Origin of the sequence: Helicobacter sp. MIT 03-1616, assembly GCF_000765685.2 — a bacterium.
Taxonomy (GTDB): domain Bacteria; phylum Campylobacterota; class Campylobacteria; order Campylobacterales; family Helicobacteraceae; genus Helicobacter_C; species Helicobacter_C typhlonius.
This window is the reverse complement of sequence record NZ_JROY02000005.1, coordinates 1-18,693: the sequence shown is the minus strand read 5'-3', so window position 1 is coordinate 18,693 and position 18,693 is coordinate 1. Positions and strand designations below refer to the sequence as shown.

Here is an 18,693-nt window from a genome sequence, read left to right as displayed (position 1 = left end):
TTCATCATTTAAGCAGCAATGAAAGATTTTGTATAAATTTTTATCGTTAATTTTCTTGTGTGAGAGGATATTTTTGAGATCTTCCAATGCTTTCTTGTTTCTCCATTTATTACTTTAAACAATTTTGGCAGATTCTTTTCTAGCGAAGAGTCTTTAAACATATCCCTTATATTACAATCACTGCTTATTTGCCACATCTCTAGATTTTGCTTGACCCCTCCTGTTCTACAAAACATATTCTCCATATTTTTGACCTTAGCAACATTCCAAGAGCCTATATCTACATTGAGATTTATTACTCCACCAAACATTAGTTCCATATTGGTAACATTACTGACATTCCAAGTCTCTATGCCTTTAAAGTCCTTTATTGGAGAGTCTCCCCAAAAAGACGACTCATATCAGTGATAGGGCTTACATCTATATCGCCCAAAGCGACATCTTTATTCACTGCAAGATAGATTAATTCTTCTTTGTTTTTTGGTTGATATTTGCCATTTTTCTTTGGGATATTCTCAGTAGTTACAACCCACTTTGGTGGATTCTTTTCTAGGGGAGAACCCATAAAAAATCTTTGATTTTTCCAGTCATCACATACTTGTTAAAATCTACTTTTGGCAATTCCTAAGAATCAATATTTTGAGCAAAAGATTTTGCCCCCTTAAATATACACGCTATATATTCCACATTTTTTACATTCCATTTATCTAAGGGCTGATTGAATTTCTTTGCATCTTCAAACATAGCAGTCATATGTTTTACATTACTCACATCCCATTCATTAAGCGGTTGATTAAAGTTTGAGTTAGAAAACATACCGCTCATATCTTTTACCTTACTTACATTCCACGATTGAATATTCACATTAAAATGCTTTGCCCCGCTAAAGTCTTTTCTTCTGCTATTTTCAAATAAGCCTACAAAGTCTTTCGTGCAAGTTACATCAATATCGCCCAAATAAATTTTATAATCCTTGACAAGCTTTTTAAGCTCCGCTTTTGTCTTTGGCTTATATGTTACACCTTTAGATTGTGTGCCAAGCATAAAGAGTGAATCAAATGCTTCTGCCTTATCTTTCGCATACTCTAGTTTTTTTACAGCCTGTAAGAGCCAATACTCGGGCATCTGCCTGACACTTCTTCCTGCATAGACTGCTCTATCGTCCCAATATTCCATCTCCCAATGCTCTATGTGATTCTCCAAGTCTCTAATGAACCTATCACCTATCTGCGCACCCTTTTCAAAGAGATCTAGGATTTGTGTCTTAAGAGATTTTAATTTCTTTCCTTGTTGTCTATTAAGTGCAGCTAGACTGCTGTAAATCGCAGCAATTAATTCTTTTTCAAGCTCCTTAGCTTTTTCAGACGTGAGATTTTTTTTACCTCATTCTTTAATATTTTCAACATCTTTCATATTATCCCCTGTGTAAGTTATTTATCCGCGCATTATATTGTTTTTTTTGTAAATGCAAGATTGCACATTAATTTCAATCATTTTAATTGAGATTAAATTCTTAGCATTATAATTAAAGCAATCTATATGATTGATTTTCATCAAAGCGTGTTAAACAAATCCGTTGAAAGGTATCGCTCCGCTGTGTCATTAAGCATAGTAAGCACTTTTTTATTTGGATTGTTTTTGGCAATTTCAAGTGCAGCTGCGACATTTGCGCCACTAGAAATTCCAACCATTACGCCGATTTTTCCTAAATTTTGAGCCATTTTAATAGCGACTTCATTTTCTACAACTTCAATAGAATCTATCACATCGCGATTAAGGATTTTAGGGATAAAGTTCGCGCCAATGCCTTGAATCTTATGTGGTCCCGCTTGTCCTTTGCTAAGCAGTGGTGAAGCAGCAGGCTCTACACCAATAATTTTAATAGATGGAATCTTCTCTTTAAGCACTTCGCCTACACCGCTAATTGTCCCACCTGTGCCAAATCCTGCCACAAAATAATCCAAACTTCCCTCAAAGCTTTTATAAATCTCTAGTGCGGTAGTGCGTTTGTGCATTTCTTTGTTAGCGAGATTATCAAATTGACTTGGCATAAATGAGTTTGGTGTGGAATCTAAAATTTCTTGAGCCTTATTGAGCGCACCTTGCATACCCTCACTTGCAGGAGTAAGCACAAGATTCGCACCAAACAAAGCTATCATCTTGCGTCTTTCTATGCTCATAGATTCTGGCATAGTGATGATGATTTTTAATCCAAGAGAAGCACAAATCATAGCGAGAGATATGCCCATATTGCCGCTTGTGCATTCTACAATAGTTGTATCTTTTGTGATTTTGCCTGTCTTTAGAGCCTCATCTATCATTGCATATGCGGGGCGGTCTTTAACAGAATGGCTTGGGTTTAAAAACTCGCATTTGCCATAAAGATTTGGAGCAAATTGCTGAAGTTGTAAAATCGGAGTGTTGCCAATGAGTTCGGTAATATTTTGAGCTATCATTGAAAATCCTTTGTGCGCATTTAAGCGTGAATTTGGTATTTAAAGCTTAGAATATAGCAATTTTTTATAAAAAAATCAAGGAAAATAATGCAAATTTTCTTCTCTTATTTTTTTGTTATTTATGTGATATATCAATTCTTTACTCCGCTTCAAGCAGCAGATTCTAAAAAGCAAGATATTGAAGTGCAAAAAATGAATATCTAAAAAGATTTAAATGGTGAATTTAACACTTTGAGCTAATACAATTTATTATGATTGAATATACAATCTTGCTTTACAAAAAAAACAATATAATGCGCGGACAAAATAAAAAGGAGACACAATGAAAAATTTAAATAAAGAGCTAGTTGAAGTGCTTGAAAGCTGTATAGCCACACCAAAAAAGGATTAGAATCCTTAAAAGCAAAAGTCCTCACACTTTTTGAAAAAGGTGCGGTGATAGATAAAGAAAAAATCAGCGAGCTAGAAGCTTATGTCAGCGATTTAGAGCAGGAGTATTGGGATGATAGTGCCGTGTATGCGGGGCGAAGTGCCAAAGACACTGAAGAATATGCTCTTTTGCAGATTCTAAAAAAGCTCACAAAGGCAAAAGACAAGGCAAAGGCATTTGATTCACTTTTCACGCCTAAAACCTCCCAAAGCAAAGGTGTAACTTATCAGCCAAAGACAAAGGCAGCACTCAAAAAGCTTATCAAAGATGAAAGCATTTATCTAGGTGATATTGATGTCAGCGGAGTGAGCGACTTTACAAATCTCTTTGATAAATCCAAGAGAAAAGATTTTAGCGGGATAGAAAAGTGGAATGTCTCGCATATCAAGGATATGTCATTTTGCTTTGTGGAGGCAAGGCATTTCAATCACGATATTAGCTCGTGGGATGTGAGCAATGTAGAAGATATGCGTTTTATGTTTCATTGTGCCATTAGATTCAATCAACCTTTAGAATCTTGGAATGTCTCAAAGGTAAAAGATATGTGGGGAATGTTTGAAGGTGCCAGTCAGTTTAATCAGCCCTTAGAAAAATGGGATGTGAGCAATGTAGAATATGCAGCCAATATGTTTGCCCACGCTAAAAAATTCAATCAACCCTTAGATAAATGGAATTTATGCAAGGCAAAAGATATATATCTGATGTTTTGGAACGCTAAAAAATTCAATCAAAATCTAGATTCGTGGGGAGACAAATTGCCAGAGGGATGTAAGATAGGCTATTGGTTCAAATTTGTTGCTTTTTCGCCTATTGATGGTGAAGATAAGAAACCAAAATGGTTTGTTACCACAGAAGATGGCTTACTCAAAAAAAATTAGTGGCACACATCAGCCAAGATAGAAAAAGATTTTTGGTATCTCACCAGAGATAAAAACCTTGATAAATGGCAGGTGAAAAGTGATTGCCGTGGTGTAGAGGGTATGTTTGAGGGAACACCTTTAGAAGAGAATCCGCCCAAGTGGTATAAGAAAATAGCAGATAAGAACTAAGTATAATCCCTTTGCAAAAAGTGGGTTTAGCCCATCAAAGGAAAAATACGCGTTTTATTATGGCAAATGATATGAGAATCTGCCAATGTCATTTACTCCTAATCTTTAGAATCTTGGCAGGTATCAAAAATTGCAAACACAGCTTGTATGTTTGATAATGCTTTAAGCCTTGAAACACTCCCTAGCTGGTATTGAAGACAAATGATAAAAATTTCATAGCAAATAAAGCAGAATCAACAAAAGTTTGAGAATTTTGTATTCTCAAACTTTACAGCTCTGTTTTTAAAACCGCGCCATTTGCTTTTAATCTCCTTTTGAGATTCCAAATAAAATCCATTTTGTCTTAAAAACCCTTACTCTGCTTTACTACAAATATCTTTAAAGCTAGTATCTAACATACAATTCTCTAGGCTTCTTTGGGAAAATAAAAATCGTCCATCACATACAAATCCTAGCTCCTCCCAATCTATATTATTGAGCCTCTCGCACAAATCTTGTAAGTTCTTAGAATCCACTTCAAATTTTGGAAAAATCGCCAAAATAGAGCCATCATAAGCATTACAGGAATGGATAAAAAAAGGTTTTTTATTGCGAGTTTTGGTATTAACATAAATGCGTGGTATATCACTCTTATAATAATCTCTGCCCCATTGCCACCAATTACTTTCATCAAATTTTTTAATTTTTCTTTGCAATAATTTTTGCTTAAATTCTTGCAAATACACACAATCTTTTGCGCGTTCTCCATAAATCATTCTTTTTGTTTTACCACTTTTTGCAGTGGTAGAGTTCACAAATTCTACATTACCCCATTGTTGATTTGCAAAAATAGTATCTGCCCCACTTACTGCTCCAACTTTCACAAAAAACAATGAGCTAAAAGGAATACTATAAGATTTTTTAGTAAAAAGAATCTGTCCATTGATACAACTAAATTCCCTCAAACATTGGGTTTTTCTCCCAAAATTACCTTTTTCAAACCTCCATATCGCACAATTTGGTTGAGCCTTGTTAAAAATCTTTTTATCTCCCAAATCTATAAAATTTGTTATGCTACCTTGCGAGAATAAAAACTCATTGAGTTTTATGCTTGCAGTGCTTTTTAGAAAATCTCTAGGCGTGATAAAAATTAGCTCCCCCTTATCTTTTAAATGCAAGATACATTTATAGATAAAAAATAAATACAAATTCGAACGAGAATCAAAGATATTCTTATAAGCATTTAAAAGGAATTTCGTAGAATCTAAAATATCTTGATAACGCACATAAGGAGGGTTGCCAATAATACAATCAAATTTTTCACTCACAGGATAACTAAAAAAATCAACTTTCAATACAGATTTATCACAAACTACTTTAGAATCTAACTCTATGCCTACTTTATTGCTGGGTAAATTTTTAAAAAATGCTCCATTTCCACAACTTGGCTCTAAGAATCGCGGATTTTCTAGCCTTGTAGTGCTTTGGATAAGATTTAACATATCACTTACGATATGCGGCGGGGTGAAAACTTGTCCCAAATTTACTACATCAAGATTCATAAAAATACTTCTTAAAATGGAGGTAAGCATCAGCTCTTAATTTTAAAGATTCTTCAAAAGTTCCAAGCAAAAAGGCTTTTGCACTTTCAAAATCTCTATTTATCAGTTTGCGATTATTGTCCCATTTTGCTTGAAAGGGGAGATTATTGCCATTTGGCAAGATAGATTCTAAGTTTTTTAAAGAAGTAGCAAATACATCACTAGAATTATCTTTATTGATAATCAAAAAATAATAATCTTTTGAATTTTTCTGTATATTTTCTTTAAGACTTTTGAAGTAGCAATCCCAGCTTACACCATTACCAAAAGGTTGAATCTTGCCTGTTAAGGCATAATAGATTCCAAGTTTGCAATTAAGATTATCAGTGGTTTTTGTTGTGCTTACTTTGATGTTGACAGGATAAAAAATATTATTTTCCTCAAAGCTAAAATCTACCCAATCGCGCATATTTGGGCGATTTATTGCAAAATTTGTTTCTAAGCGTTTAAAAATTTCATCTTCATTAAAGGCAGAATTTATCCTACCATCTCGGCTTTGTTTGCTTAAGGCAACAGGAGACTTTTTCAAAAAATCTACAATTTGAATAAGCAAATGTGGTATAACTTGACTCATTTTATTTCTTTATCCTCAAACTTGATTCTGCTGTCTATCTACATTCTCTGCAGCCAATCTTTCTTGTATAATTTCAATTAGAACTTCGCACAATACATCAAAATAGCCATATTCAAAGTAAAAATACTCCACCTCCTCTGTTCGTGCCCTTTCACTCATATATCTAAATTGAGCAAAAATGTCTTGATTGTTTGCCAAAAGACTTTTTATATCTTTTTCTCTTTTTTTATTAGGTGATGTAGAGTTATTAAATTTTTCTTTTGAGTTTTCAGAGGTAACACCCCGAAGAAATAACTCTGATTTTTTATTGCCATAAATATAAAAATCATATTTTTTACAAATTGCATCTTGAGTATCTTTGTCTATTTTTTCAAATAGTCTATACAAATCATGTGTTTTATTTGGCTTCTTTCCACTTTCTCCTGAAATAATAGTTTTCAGTAGTAGTTCAATAGCTAAACCATAATTAGTAGCTGATGCAAAAAGCTCAAATGGAGTTATACTTCGTGTTGCCTCATATATTTGAGTGTAGATTCTAGCTAACGACCAAAAACAAATTGCGCTTCCATATGAAGTTATATAATCATTTTCCTCACACCCTTTAAATTTTTTATTTGTTGTCATTCCTCACATCTCCGTCCTCAGCACCGCGCCATTTGCGGCGTTGCTCACAAGCAGCGCATAGCGGCGCAACCATTTGCTTGGAATCTCTTTTTGATAGACTTCTATTTGCATTGCGTGATTCCAAAAACTAAAGTCTGTTTCATAATTAAATCCTTTGTCCAGCCTTATCGCCAATGTCATTAAAGCTAGAATCTAATACACAATTCTCTAGGCTTCGCACATTATTTTTCATATTGCCTCAAATATTCTATTACTTTTTCTAAAAATTTTGGATTATCTTTAAATCGACCAAGTCCGGTATTGCAACTATCACATATCCATTCTCTGCCCTCGCCCGTTTCATGATTATGGTCTCGAACAAGATTTGCCGTAATTCCTACAATGCTTCTTTTTTCACAAATTGGACATGTAAAAACACTGCCTTTTGGTGGCGCAAGTTTGTCCATTCGTTTCTTTTCAGCAGCAGAAAGCTTGATGCCATCAATTTGCTTTCTACATTCTCTGCAACTCGGTCTTGTTGTTTTATTACCTTTTGCATCGGTTTGATTTACCTCAAAACTACTGGTGTTTTTTAAGATATGACAAATATTACAAATTTTAACATCAAATCCCTTTCCTGTTTTATAAATATCAATAGATTCTAAATCTTCATATCTCATTTTCTTAATCTCATTAACACCTATAAATAAAACCATTGCAAAGTTTCCATTAAGAGCCTTAACAACACCCACAGAATTTTTTGCTATATTATCAACTTGTTTATTCGCAATCACAAAAGTATCAATTTTTAAACACATAGGATATTCCTATATTTATCTAATCTTTTTCTTGCCATTTCGATATATTCTTGGCTTATGTCTACTCCTATAAAATTTCTTTTGGCTAAAAAAGCCATTTTACATGTCGTACCAGAGCCACACATCGGGTCAAATACAACATCTCCTTCATTACTCCACGATAGAATATGGTCAAGAGCGAGCTGCTCGGGATATACAGCGGGGTGCTGAAAGGCTTCTTTGTCGCTCGTCGTTCCTCCAAGTCCTACAGCATAATACCAAATATTTGTTCTTGTTTTTTCTTTTTTTAACTCTTTAAGAACCTTATTGTTTTTGCCATCTGATTTTTTATTTGCCACTAACATTTCAAAACCACTTCTTACCGTTTCTTCTTTGAGTGGGTTAAAGGACTTTGGTTTTCCTTTGGAAAATACAAACATATATTCATGATTATTTGTATAAGCATTAGAACGCATAAAGGGTGTATTCTTTTTTGCATATATCATTGTATCATGTACATTGAAACCGATTTCTTGAAAATATAAAGCCTGCTTGAAACTTGTTAGACTTTTATTGCCATTTTTGATTTTATCTCCCACGACCCAAACAACAACGCCGCCATTTTTTGTAATTCTAAAAATTTCATTGGCAATATTTTTAAAATCGAAGTTGTATCCATTGTAATCTCTCAAATCATCATAGGGCGGAGATGTTACAATCAAATCAACACAATTGTCGCTTACATTATTTTGCATAAAATGCACACAATCATCTACATAAAATTTATTCAATAAATGATTATGGTTTTTGTAGGTTACCTGTGTCATTTTTATCCTTTTCGCCCCATCGTAACATATTCATGATTTTGCCATGATATATATCTTGCAAAAAATATATTAATATTTGCAACATCAAAAAATCAATACATCTCACAGCTCCGTCTTCAATACTGCGCCATTTGCCGCATTGCTCACAAGCAGCGCATAGCGGCGCAACCATTTGCTTGGAATCTCCTTTTTGATAGGCTTCCATTTTGCACGGCGAGATTCTAAAACAGCGGAATCCACGAGCAATTCTAAAGTGCCTTTTGAAACAGAAATCGCAATTCTATCTCCGTCTTCAATCAGCGCGATTAATCCTCCTTCTGCTGCTTCTGGGCTAATATGCCCGATACAGCCTCCCCTTGTCGCACCACTAAAGCGTCCATCGGTAATGAGTGCGACAGATTCACCAAGTCCCATTCCCATAATGAGGCTTGTGGGAGTGAGCATTTCTTGCATTCCCGGTCCACCTTTGGGTCCCTCATAGCGGATTACTACGACATTCCCCGCTTTTACCTTGCCTCCCGCAATGCCTTTAATCGCTTCCTCTTGCGAATTAAAGCACACCGCACTTCCCTCAAATTCTTTCATAGATTCTGCCACTGCGGCGACCTTGAGCACCGCTCCTTCACGCGCTAAATTACCATAAAGAATCTTTAGCCCACCTACCGGCGAATACGCGTTTTCATTGTGTCGGATAACGCTAGAATCTACAATCTGTGCGTTTGCAATGCGTTCTCCCAAAGTCTCGCCTGTAATTGTGAGTGCGTCTAAATAGAGAATAGAATCTGCGGAATGACTGCCCAAAGACGTATTTCTTTTTGCAACTTCATTCATTACTGCCGACACACCCCCCGCGCGATTGATGTCTTCCATATGGATTGTGCTTAATGCCGGAGCAATTTTAGCGATATGCGCTACTTGAGGGGCAATGGCATTGATAGAATCTAAGTTGAAATCCACCTCCGCCTCTTTAGCAATAGCTAACATATGCAAGATTGTGTTTGTGCTACCACCCATTGCCATATCCACGACAAAGGCATTATGCACAGCCTTTTTATTGAGGATATTGCGGAATCTAAACTGCTCGGTTTTACGTTCATCTAGGGCGATTTCTACAATTCTACGCGCCGCTTTGCGTAAAAGCTCCTCACGCTCCTTGCTTAAGGCTAAAATCGTGCCATTTCCCGGCAGCGCAACCCCCATCGCCTCACAAAGCGTATTCATAGAGTTTGCAGTAAACATTCCACTACAGCTCCCACCGCCCGGACACGCATTGCATTCTATCTCGTGTAGCCTTTTTTCGCTAATCTTGCCTTCTGCGAATGCTCCCACCGCTTCAAAAGCAGAATTTAAATCCAAAATTGTGCCGTCCTCTAGCTTCCCGGCTTTCATTGGACCACCACTCACAAAGATTGTCGGCACATTCACGCGCAACGCACCCATAAGCATTCCGGGCACGATTTTATCGCAGTTTGGGATACAAATCATCGCATCTAGCGAGTGCGCGTTCATCATTGTTTCAATAGAATCTGCAATCAGCTCACGACTAGGCAAAGAGTAGAGCATACCGCTATGCCCCATTGCGATGCCATCATCTACGCCAATGGTATTAAATTCAAAAGGCACGCCCCCAGCAGCGCGAATCTCCTCTTTGATAATCTGCGCATAGCGGTTTAAAAAAAAATGCCCGGGAATAATGTCAATATAACTATTTGCAATGCCGATAAAGGGTTTATTAAAATCTTCATCTTTTAGCCCTGTGGCACGCAATAAACTTCTATGAGGGGCTCTTTGATAGCCCTTTTTCACAATGTTGCTTCGCATAAATCTCCTTTAGAGTTTTCTAAAATGCCATTATAAGTGAAATCTTTGAAAATATCATAAATCAATAAAGAATCAAAGCTTTATGCAAATTCCTTTACCAAGCTTGGCTTATTTGCACTCATAAAGTGAAATTTATTATGCACACTTTTAAGTTCCATAAACAAAGAATGAGAAATCTCTAGCCCTACCTTATTTTCCTCATCTTTACCTTTATTATGAGCTTTTTCTAGTTTTTGCACCCATTCATTTGGTATATATACACCCGGAAGCTTATCGCGCAAAAAAAGTGCCGTTTTGTAGCTTAAAACAGGAAAAAATCCAAGCACAAGTGCGCTTTTGATATTACATTCACTCTTAATCTCTTCAAGGTTTTGGAGTAAAAATTCCGCTGCATTAAGAGAATAAACAGGCTGTGTAAAAAGAGCGTGAATCTCGCAACTGCTTAATTTTTTACGCATTTTATTTTTTAGCGATAAAGGATTATTCGCATACGCATTTATCACTTGAAAATTATAGATTCTTTTAATGTTTTCTTTAAGAGACTTGCCATTGAGTGCTCTACCACAATTTAACTCATCAATGATATGTCCGAGTTTAAGAGAATTATCCTCAAACACACCCTTTGATTGTAGGCAATCTCCATTTTTAATGCTATCGCCTGTGAGTGTCAAAAAAGTGCGCAATCCTAACTCATTAACACTTAAAATATCGCCACATAAAGCGATAGAGTTCCTATCTCTCATTGAAATTGTGCAAATAACAGGCTTTTGGAGTGCATTTTGAAACTTAAGAGAACTTAAGATTGATGAAGGTTTAAAACGAGCTAAAGGCGAATCTGTGCAAACAAAAGCATGAGCAAGTTTAAGTGTTTTTAAATCTTCTAGTAAATTCTCATCAAGCCTACCACTTATACTTGGAGCAATCTCTACACTCAAAAAAGGCTCTGTAGAGTGAAGTTGCTCTATGAGGGATTCTATGTCATACATATCTATTTACCATTATCATAGAATCTATTTCACACTTATAAAGCTGCTCGCACACTCTTAACAGCTTCTACAATGTTTTTCAAACTTGGCTTTACTTCTTCCCATTTGCGCGTTTTAAGCCCACAATCTGGATTAATCCATAGCTGCTCTTTAGGCAATACTTCAAGCAAAGCCTTAATTTGCACATTAAGTTCCTCCACACTTGGGATTCTAGGACTATGTATATCATATACACCCGGTCCTACTTCGTGTGTATAACCCACTTGTTTAAAGACTTTTAATAGCTCATTGCCACTTCTTGCTGTTTCAATGCTTATCACATCAGCATCAAGGGCTTCAATGGTTTTAATAATATCATTAAACTCACTATAACACATATGGGTATGAATCTGGGTTTGAGGAAGTGCTACTGCGGTAGAAATCTTAAAGCACTCTAATGCCCAAGTCTCATACGCTTTGATATTTTCGCTACGCAATGGATACCCCTCTTTGAAAGCAGCTTCATCAACTTGAATGATTTTAATTCCACCCTTTTGCAAATCATCAATTTCATCAGCAATAGCTAGAGATATTTGCCTACACACCGCACTTCTCTCTAAGTCATCTCGCACAAAACTCCAATTTAAAATTGTAACAGGACCTGTGAGCATTCCTTTCATCACCTTTTGGGTGAGGCTTTGCGCAAATTTACTCCACTCTAATGTCATAGGCTTTGGACGAGCCACATCACCAAAAATAATCGGTGGTTTTACACAGCGACTGCCATAGCTTTGCACCCACGCATTTTGACTAAACACAAATCCTTCTAATTGCTCGCCAAAATACTCCACCATATCATTTCGCTCCGGCTCTCCGTGCACAAGCACATCAATGCCAATTTCTTCTTGGAACTTCACACAATCTCTAATATAAGTTTTTATACCCTCTTCATATTGCGCCTTATTTATCTCGCCTTTTTTGTAATTAAGACGCAATGCTCTAAGTTCAGGTGTTTGAGGAAAAGAACCAATTGTAGTTGTAGGTAGGATAGGAAAATTAAACTGCTCTTTTTGAAGCTTAATGCGCTGCGCAAATGGCACACTTCTTTGATTTTGTGTGTGATTTTGGACACGCTCTCTCACAGCCCTGTTATTCGTCTTGCTCGAAGTTTTACGCGAAATATTAATGGACTTATTTCGCTCCAAAAATGCACTATCACTCGCACTTTGTGTGCCTTGAAAAATGTGCTCAAGCACGAGCAATTCATCGATTTTTTCTTTTGCAAAACTTAGCCAAGAAAGGATTTGAGAATCTATTTTATCCTCTCCCTCCTTGCTAAAGGGCGTATGCAAAAGCGAACAGGAGCTAGTTACCACAATACGATTTTTAGGCACAATACCCGCGATAGATTCTAAAAGCGCGAGTTTAGATTCTAAATCCGCTACCCAAATATTACGTCCATCAATCACCCCTGCATACAGCACTTTATCACTTTTTGCAATAGATTCCAAAACCTCTTTATTCTTTGCCCCAGCGACAAAATCAAGCCCTATGCCATAAATATCAGTTTTTAATAAAATTTCTGTAAGCTCATTACTATGCTCAAAAAATGTGCTTACAATAGCTTTAATGCCCTTTTTAGCGATGTTATTATAAACACACTCAATCGCACTTCCACCCTGCTGACATTCTAGCCCAAAGATATCTGCATTGAATCCACGCACAAAAATAGGCTCACTAAATTCTACAAGCACTTCTGAATCTATCTTTGCGATTTGCTCGATTAAGTCAAAATACGCACTCTTAAGCTTGTGAAAAACCTCCTTTGGCTCTCCCTTAATAACCTTACTCAACGCAAAGAGCGTGAAAACGCCGATTAACTGAATCTTTGGCTTAAAGCTAAGTGCCTTTGCCTCATTGTATTGCGCGATAATACCATTCGCATCAGCCTTATACTCATCATCGATACTAAGCTCTGGCACGACATAGTGATAATTTGTGTTAAACCACTTCGTCATCTCGCACGCCACGCCGTCTTTATGCCCACGCGCCATTGCAAAATACCCATCTAAGCCACTTAGATGCCTGAATCTAGCGGGTTTGCAGCCAAGTGCATAGGCAAGATCAAGCACATTATCATAGTAGCTAAAGTCATTCACGCACACATAATCAAGGGATTTTTGCATATTCCAATGCTTTTTACGTAAATCCTTAGCAACGCCCTCTAGCTCGCTCTGACTACATTTACCGCCCCAAAAAGCCTCAAGGGACTTTTTTAACTCTCTATTTTGCCCAATGCGTGGGAATCCTAAAATGCTACTCATCACATCTCCTTTGTATGTTTTGGTTAAAATTTCAGTATTTTCGCATAAAATTTATAAATACAATATGTAATTTTATTTTTTTGTTGAGATTTTTAGAGAATCTAGTGCGCCAAAACTGCTCCAAAGCCCTTGATATAAGCATTTTACAAAAGATACAAAAAGTAACAAATACAATATGTAATTTTATTTTTTTGTTGAAAAATGAATGAAATTCTATATTTTACCTATCACTTATTCCATAAGCGAAAACCAACGCCCACGCGCTCACTTTTGATATTGTATTCAAATATATTATCCCCATATCCATTTATATATTGAACATAAATCCCTATATTATCACTCACACGCAGTGTATAGCCCAACTCAAAATAAGGATAATACCTCCGTGCAATAGGCGGACGCATATATAATTCAAGCAAATTACGATTACTCTTGTAATACAATCCTATATCATTATACCCACGATAAAGGGCTAAATCAGGATTATCTGCCATAAAACCATCAAGATGTTTGCCTATATACACCCACGCACCTAGCTTAATACCAAATACACTTTGTGGTGCTATGTCATACTCCCATCGCATATTGAGTAAAAGACGATTTTGGGTGCGTGAGCGCAATGCTCTCTCACCATTTGAAATATGATTGTATCCAAAAGAAATATCCTTAAAAGCACCGCCCAAAAAGCTTATAGGACGCTCATAGCTATAAAATAATTCAGGTTGATAATCTATATCTCTAAAAGGACGCGAATCTGCTTGATTATAATTTTGAAACCACGCTGTTTGCGTATAGCCAAAATAAAATGTCCCATAAGGTGAGAAAAGCTCATTAAACACAGCAAGCTTAAAGCTAAATTGAAATTTGGTTTCTGTATCTTTATTTGGCAAACTAGATTCACTAGGAGTAGACTCACTCAAACTATGATAAAAAGGCAAAATATATACTGCTTTATGCGGATAGAGCAAAAGATAAGGTTTTTTGTTTTGTTTCTCTTCGGGTAAATTAGGCAGTGAATCTGCAAACACACCGCTTAATCCCACAGATAAATACAACATACACCATTTATTCATAATCATTCCTCTCCTCAATATAGCATAGATTCTAAATCGTGTGATAACGCGTGAATAATTTTATAGTAAAATATGCAAAAAATATATTAATTTTCAAAGGAGAGCTAATGTGCGGTATTGTAGGCTATATTGGTCGAGATGAAAAAAAAGAGATTCTTTTAAATGGCTTAAAGGAGCTAGAATATCGTGGTTACGATAGTGCAGGAATTGCGGTATTAAGCGAAAATGAATTGCAAACTTTTCGCTCTGTTGGAAAATTAAGCAATTTAGAATCTAAATGCAAAAATTTTAGCTCCACAGATTTTGGCGTGAGTATCGGGCATACGCGTTGGGCTACGCACGGCAAACCTACCGAAGCAAATGCCCACCCTCATATCGCCGCTTTTAGCAATGTTGTGCATAATGGCATTATTGAAAATTATCAAGAAATTAAACACGCTTTGGAACAAAAAGGACATACTTTTCTCTCGCAAACTGATACCGAAGTGATTGTGCATTTATTTGAAGAATATACAAAGACTTTTGCAGATGCTCTCCAAGCTTTTGAAGCAACTATTGCGCAACTTAAAGGTGCTTTTGCCATTTTGCTTATTACCAAAAAAGCACCCGATTGTATTTTTTATGCCAAAAATGGCTCACCGCTTATCATTGGCAAAAGCGCGACAAAGCAAGATGAAATTTATTTTGCAAGTTCGGACGCGCCTCTCATTGGGCTTGTAGAGAGTGTAGTATATTTGCAAGATGGCGATATAGGCGTGATGAAACTTGGCGCATTTGACACACTCAAAGGTGCAAAAAAACTAAATAGCACCAAAGGCTACGCACAAAAAGAAGGGTATCGCTACTTTATGGAGAAAGAAATCTATGAGCAACACAAAGTTCTCCTTGAAACTATGATGGGACGCGTGAGTGAGGGAGATATTATCCTCAATGAAATAGAATCTCACTTTTTTAATGATATACAAAGTATTAGCATTTGTGCGTGTGGGACAAGCTATCACGCGGGATTAAGTGCAAAATACCTCTTTGAACGTTTGGCAAAAATAAAAACAAATGTGCTCATTGCAAGCGAATTTCGCTATTCTCAACCTGTGATGAATAAAAGTGAGCTTTTTATTGTCATCTCCCAAAGTGGTGAAACTGCTGATACGCTTGAAGCCCTCAAGCTTGCTAAGAAAAATGGCTTAAAAAGCCTCGCTATTTGCAATGTGGATAATAGCTCTATTGTGCGTGAAGCCGATGTCTCGCTCCTCACTCGTGCAGGAATTGAAAAAGGCGTGGCAAGCACAAAAGCATTTGCAACGCAAATGATGTTGCTGTGGATTCTAAGCGTGTATATAGGCAAAATACGCGGACATATCGCACAAAAAGAGCTAGAAACGCATATCGCACAAATGGTAGCTTCGGCAAAAAAAACTTATATAGAATCTGATATGCACGAACACATTAAACGTCTATCAAAGCGATATTTACACGGACACGGATTTTTCTTTATCGGGCGAGATGTGTTTTATCCTCTCGCACTTGAGGGTGCGCTTAAGCTCAAAGAGATTAGCTATCTTCACGCTGAAGGCTACCCAAGCGGAGAAATGAAGCACGGACCTATTGCACTAGCAGATTCTGAGCTTTTTACCCTTGCTCTTATGCCTACACATTTACTTTTTGATAAAATTAAAAGCAATGTAGAAGAGCTAAGTGCGCGTGATGCAACTATTTGTGCAGTAAGTGCGCAACCCATTAAAGGCGTTGATGATATGATTCTTATCTCACCTTGCCAAAGCTATATGGAGGAGTTTTTTGCGATGATGGTAGTGCTTCAACTTTTTGCACTTGAAGTAGCAATCAGATTAGGAAATGATGTAGATATGCCACGTAATCTCGCTAAAAGCGTAACCGTGGAGTAGATTCTAAAATTTCGCTTAAAAAGTCCCCCGCTCACTTTTAGTAAAAATTTAAAGGCGCGTGTGAACCCCAAAAAACACATAAGATGTTAAAGCTCACCCCACCGCGCCGCAATATTTTGCAATCCGCTGCTAATCACATCTCAATATTGTAAAATTGTATTTGTTTTATATTTTGATATTTTTTATCCATTAGTTTAAGCTTAAAATAAGTCGAATAGTCCTAGCATTGTAAGGCATTCGCAATAAAACTACAAAAAAGGAGTCAAGATGAAAATTTCAGCATTGTTTATAGCATCTTCGTTTCTACTTGTATCTGCCCTTAGTGCTAATCCCCTAATCAATGAGGCAAAAAAAGCAGGACTAGCACCTTTGCCAAAAGATCAAAAAGGTGTGGATAGAATCCTTGCGCAAAATAAAGTCAAAGCAAGTGCCTTTTCTCAAGCTAAAGCAGAGCTTGGCAAAAAGCTTTATTTTGACCCACGACTTTCAAAAAGCGGTATTATCTCTTGTAATACTTGCCATAATCTCGGTTTAGGTGGAGCTGATGGAATCGCAGCTGCTGTGGGGCATAAATGGAAGGCTAATCCTAAACATTTAAATTCACCAACCGTGTATAACTCGGTATTGAATACAGCACAATTTTGGGACGGACGCTCAGGAAACTTAGCAGACCAAGCAAAAGGTCCAATTGAGGCAGAACCAGAAATGGCAACTCCTGCAAAAGTAGCAGTAGAGAAAGTTTCTTCTTTGCCAGAATATGTGAATGAGTTTAAGAAAATTTATGGTGGCGTAACTTTTGATAATATCGCTGATGCAATTGCAAACTTTGAACGCACATTGCTTACACCTTCTCGCTTTGATAGCTTTTTAGAGGGGAATGGACAAGCTCTCAATAAAGCGGAGCAAGCAGGTCTTAAAACCTTTATCGATAAGGGTTGTGCTGCTTGCCATAATGGTGTGAATCTCGGTGGCTCAATGCAAGCTTTTGAGGTAGCAGGAAAATACAAATTCGCAAAACTCGGTGGTTTTAAAGGCGATAAGAATGGTATGGTTAAAACTCCTACATTGAGAAATATTGCAGAAACTGCTCCATATTTCCATAATGGTGCGATTTGGTCGCTCACAGATGCTATCAAAGAAATGGGAAGCACACAGCTAGGCATTGAGATATCTGACAAAGAAGCTCAAAGCATAGAGGTGTTTTTGCACTCACTTACAGGCAAGAAACCAAACATTGCTTATCCTCAACTTCCTGTATCAACAGAAAAAACACCAAAACCTGAACTCTAATCTTTAACGCTTAACCTTATAGCCCTAATCTCCTTAGGGCTTAGGGGGAGGCGATAATCCTTACACAAGCATTTTTATAGGCAAATTACAATCACAATTTGAATGCTAAAATTGTGTAAATCTCATATAATAAAATAAGTCAAAACCCTCATCAAAGCACAAGCAAAAGTAGATTCAAAACAAACACTCATTTTTGCAAACAAAACACATTCTAAACAGGCTAGATTCACAAAAAGCACTTTAATAACGCTATTCTAAAAAACAAAAATCTTAGAATCCTTGCCCTATAAAATCCTTTGATATTTTTAGAATATGTGAGTAATAATTTTACTTAAACTCCAAAATATCACATTCTCCAATATGGGTAGCACGATATATACCATCAAAATACACGATTTATTTTCTTTAATAACCTCATCACGCACTTGCGCTCTCTCCTTATCATTTAAAGTTTTTCTTTTGACATACTCTCTTTTATGCTCATCAAAAAATCCCTCTTTGGATTTAATCTTCGCTTGAATCTTAGGCGCGATAAAAGATTCAAAATCACTCCTGCACTGCTCCTCTTTTTCAAGCACAGATTCTATCTTGCGAATCTGTGAATCAATGTCTGAAATTTGTTTCTTAATTGCGTGAATGCTATCCAATCGCTTTATGCCTGTATTTTTGCATTTTTCTAAATGTGGAGTGAGTAAATCCTCTCTATGCCACCCAAGTGTGTCATCGCACTCCTCACCCAAACGTGCAAACAAAAAACTAAAGTCTGTAACCTTGCTTGTATCAATTTCGCTTAGATTCACATTTTCATCATTGATAAGATTGACAAGTTCCGCCCTATCCTTTGGGTGGTATTTATATGTTATATTTTTAGAATCTCCTTTAGAATCCCCGCAGCTGCTTATAAACACGCTCATTATGGCACACATTGTCATATATAAAAGCTTTTTCATTTATTCTCTCTTTTGCCCTACGAGATTTTTATACCATTTGGGTGGGTTTG

The 18,693-nt window shown here is 36.6% G+C and carries 18 protein-coding genes; 3 read left to right on the top strand and 15 right to left on the bottom strand.

Annotated features, from left to right (window positions below; translation table 11 throughout):
• Positions 1-8: 8 nt before the first annotated feature.
• From LS67_RS04635 to cysK, 4 genes are all read right to left on the bottom strand, one after another.
• Complete coding sequence (locus LS67_RS04635) at positions 9-353, bottom strand: BspA family leucine-rich repeat surface protein (protein WP_268902983.1); 345 nt, start codon at positions 351-353, stop codon at positions 9-11.
• Positions 354-367: 14 nt separating this feature from the next.
• Positions 368-565, bottom strand: a complete 198-nt coding sequence (locus LS67_RS04630; protein ID WP_052099867.1) for a hypothetical protein — start codon at positions 563-565, stop codon at positions 368-370.
• A gap of 59 nt (positions 566-624) precedes the next feature.
• The gene (locus tag LS67_RS04625; RefSeq protein WP_052099868.1) at positions 625-1,176 is read right to left on the bottom strand and encodes a BspA family leucine-rich repeat surface protein; all 552 of its coding nucleotides are present in this window, start codon (positions 1,174-1,176) and stop codon (positions 625-627) included.
• 377 nt (positions 1,177-1,553) lie between these two features.
• Positions 1,554-2,456: a cysteine synthase A gene (gene cysK / locus LS67_RS04620; RefSeq protein WP_011115689.1), complete on the bottom strand. Its 903-nt coding sequence runs from the start codon at positions 2,454-2,456 to the stop codon at positions 1,554-1,556.
• Positions 2,457-2,891: 435 nt separating this feature from the next.
• On the opposite strand from cysK, the gene LS67_RS04615 reads away from it, so the two are divergent.
• The gene (locus LS67_RS04615) at positions 2,892-3,764 is read left to right on the top strand and encodes a BspA family leucine-rich repeat surface protein (protein WP_052099869.1); all 873 of its coding nucleotides are present in this window, start codon (positions 2,892-2,894) and stop codon (positions 3,762-3,764) included.
• Positions 3,765-4,288: 524 nt separating this feature from the next.
• Here LS67_RS04615 and LS67_RS04610 read toward each other — a convergent pair.
• The 10 genes from LS67_RS04610 to LS67_RS04570 form a co-directional block, all read right to left on the bottom strand.
• Positions 4,289-5,476 (bottom strand): Eco57I restriction-modification methylase domain-containing protein, encoded by a 1,188-nt coding sequence (locus tag LS67_RS04610; protein WP_034327237.1) that lies wholly within the window; start codon positions 5,474-5,476, stop codon positions 4,289-4,291.
• Positions 5,466-6,089, bottom strand: a complete 624-nt coding sequence (locus tag LS67_RS04605) for a hypothetical protein (protein WP_034327238.1) — start codon at positions 6,087-6,089, stop codon at positions 5,466-5,468. The genes LS67_RS04610 and LS67_RS04605 overlap by 11 nt, the downstream gene beginning before the upstream one ends.
• Positions 6,090-6,104: 15 nt before the next feature.
• A complete protein-coding gene (locus tag LS67_RS04600) occupies positions 6,105-6,713 on the bottom strand; it encodes a hypothetical protein (RefSeq protein ID WP_034327239.1) in 609 nt (202 codons plus the stop codon).
• A gap of 3 nt (positions 6,714-6,716) precedes the next feature.
• Positions 6,717-6,893 carry a hypothetical protein gene (locus LS67_RS09590; RefSeq protein WP_161594473.1) on the bottom strand — a complete coding sequence of 59 codons (177 nt, stop codon included), beginning with the start codon at positions 6,891-6,893 and terminating at the stop codon, positions 6,717-6,719.
• Between the two features lie 41 nt (positions 6,894-6,934).
• Positions 6,935-7,510, bottom strand: a complete 576-nt coding sequence (locus LS67_RS04595; RefSeq protein ID WP_034327240.1) for an Hpy99I family type II restriction endonuclease — start codon at positions 7,508-7,510, stop codon at positions 6,935-6,937.
• Positions 7,501-8,316, bottom strand: a complete 816-nt coding sequence (locus tag LS67_RS04590; protein ID WP_034327242.1) for a DNA-methyltransferase — start codon at positions 8,314-8,316, stop codon at positions 7,501-7,503. Before LS67_RS04590 ends, LS67_RS04595 begins: the two co-directional genes overlap by 10 nt.
• A gap of 102 nt (positions 8,317-8,418) precedes the next feature.
• Positions 8,419-10,137: a dihydroxy-acid dehydratase gene (gene ilvD / locus LS67_RS04585; RefSeq protein WP_034327243.1), complete on the bottom strand. Its 1,719-nt coding sequence runs from the start codon at positions 10,135-10,137 to the stop codon at positions 8,419-8,421.
• 80 nt (positions 10,138-10,217) lie between these two features.
• Positions 10,218-11,123 carry a methylenetetrahydrofolate reductase gene (locus tag LS67_RS04580; RefSeq protein ID WP_034327244.1) on the bottom strand — a complete coding sequence of 302 codons (906 nt, stop codon included), beginning with the start codon at positions 11,121-11,123 and terminating at the stop codon, positions 10,218-10,220.
• A 35-nt stretch (positions 11,124-11,158) separates the two neighbouring features.
• On the bottom strand, positions 11,159-13,426 hold the full coding sequence (metE, locus tag LS67_RS04575; RefSeq protein WP_034327245.1) for a 5-methyltetrahydropteroyltriglutamate--homocysteine S-methyltransferase: 2,268 nt from the start codon (positions 13,424-13,426) through the stop codon (positions 11,159-11,161).
• A 227-nt stretch (positions 13,427-13,653) separates the two neighbouring features.
• On the bottom strand, positions 13,654-14,499 hold the full coding sequence (locus LS67_RS04570) for a phospholipase A (protein WP_034327255.1): 846 nt from the start codon (positions 14,497-14,499) through the stop codon (positions 13,654-13,656).
• Positions 14,500-14,606: 107 nt separating this feature from the next.
• Here LS67_RS04570 and glmS point away from each other — a divergent pair, with 107 nt between their 5' ends.
• Together glmS and LS67_RS04560 are read left to right on the top strand one after the other, a co-directional pair.
• Positions 14,607-16,403, top strand: a complete 1,797-nt coding sequence (gene glmS / locus LS67_RS04565) for a glutamine--fructose-6-phosphate transaminase (isomerizing) (protein WP_034327247.1) — start codon at positions 14,607-14,609, stop codon at positions 16,401-16,403.
• A 267-nt stretch (positions 16,404-16,670) separates the two neighbouring features.
• Entirely contained in the window at positions 16,671-17,693 is a 1,023-nt protein-coding gene (locus LS67_RS04560) for a cytochrome-c peroxidase (RefSeq protein ID WP_034327248.1), read from the top strand.
• A gap of 305 nt (positions 17,694-17,998) precedes the next feature.
• Here the strand turns inward: LS67_RS04560 and LS67_RS04555 are convergent, their stop codons facing one another.
• Positions 17,999-18,643 carry a hypothetical protein gene (locus LS67_RS04555; protein WP_138109609.1) on the bottom strand — a complete coding sequence of 215 codons (645 nt, stop codon included), beginning with the start codon at positions 18,641-18,643 and terminating at the stop codon, positions 17,999-18,001.
• Between the last annotated feature and the right edge of the window lie 50 nt (positions 18,644-18,693).

Excerpts from the sequence above, each read along its gene's own strand:
- cysK (WP_011115689.1), bottom strand. The coding sequence starts at position 2,456 with ATGATAGCTCAAAATATTACCGAACTCATTGGCAACACTCCGATTTTA.
- LS67_RS04555 (WP_138109609.1), bottom strand. The coding sequence starts at position 18,643 with ATGAAAAAGCTTTTATATATGACAATGTGTGCCATAATGAGCGTGTTT.
- LS67_RS04595 (WP_034327240.1), bottom strand. The coding sequence starts at position 7,510 with ATGTGTTTAAAAATTGATACTTTTGTGATTGCGAATAAACAAGTTGAT.
- LS67_RS04605 (WP_034327238.1), bottom strand. The coding sequence starts at position 6,089 with ATGAGTCAAGTTATACCACATTTGCTTATTCAAATTGTAGATTTTTTG.
- LS67_RS04560 (WP_034327248.1), top strand. The coding sequence starts at position 16,671 with ATGAAAATTTCAGCATTGTTTATAGCATCTTCGTTTCTACTTGTATCT.
- metE (WP_034327245.1), bottom strand. The coding sequence starts at position 13,426 with ATGAGTAGCATTTTAGGATTCCCACGCATTGGGCAAAATAGAGAGTTA.
- LS67_RS04580 (WP_034327244.1), bottom strand. The coding sequence starts at position 11,123 with ATGTATGACATAGAATCCCTCATAGAGCAACTTCACTCTACAGAGCCT.
- glmS (WP_034327247.1), top strand. The coding sequence starts at position 14,607 with ATGTGCGGTATTGTAGGCTATATTGGTCGAGATGAAAAAAAAGAGATT.
- LS67_RS04590 (WP_034327242.1), bottom strand. The coding sequence starts at position 8,316 with ATGACACAGGTAACCTACAAAAACCATAATCATTTATTGAATAAATTT.
- LS67_RS04570 (WP_034327255.1), bottom strand. The coding sequence starts at position 14,499 with ATGAATAAATGGTGTATGTTGTATTTATCTGTGGGATTAAGCGGTGTG.
- LS67_RS04600 (WP_034327239.1), bottom strand. The coding sequence starts at position 6,713 with ATGACAACAAATAAAAAATTTAAAGGGTGTGAGGAAAATGATTATATA.
- LS67_RS09590 (WP_161594473.1), bottom strand. The coding sequence starts at position 6,893 with ATGACATTGGCGATAAGGCTGGACAAAGGATTTAATTATGAAACAGAC.
- LS67_RS04610 (WP_034327237.1), bottom strand. The coding sequence starts at position 5,476 with ATGAATCTTGATGTAGTAAATTTGGGACAAGTTTTCACCCCGCCGCAT.
- LS67_RS04630 (WP_052099867.1), bottom strand. The coding sequence starts at position 565 with ATGGGTTCTCCCCTAGAAAAGAATCCACCAAAGTGGGTTGTAACTACT.
- ilvD (WP_034327243.1), bottom strand. The coding sequence starts at position 10,137 with ATGCGAAGCAACATTGTGAAAAAGGGCTATCAAAGAGCCCCTCATAGA.
- LS67_RS04625 (WP_052099868.1), bottom strand. The coding sequence starts at position 1,176 with ATGGAATATTGGGACGATAGAGCAGTCTATGCAGGAAGAAGTGTCAGG.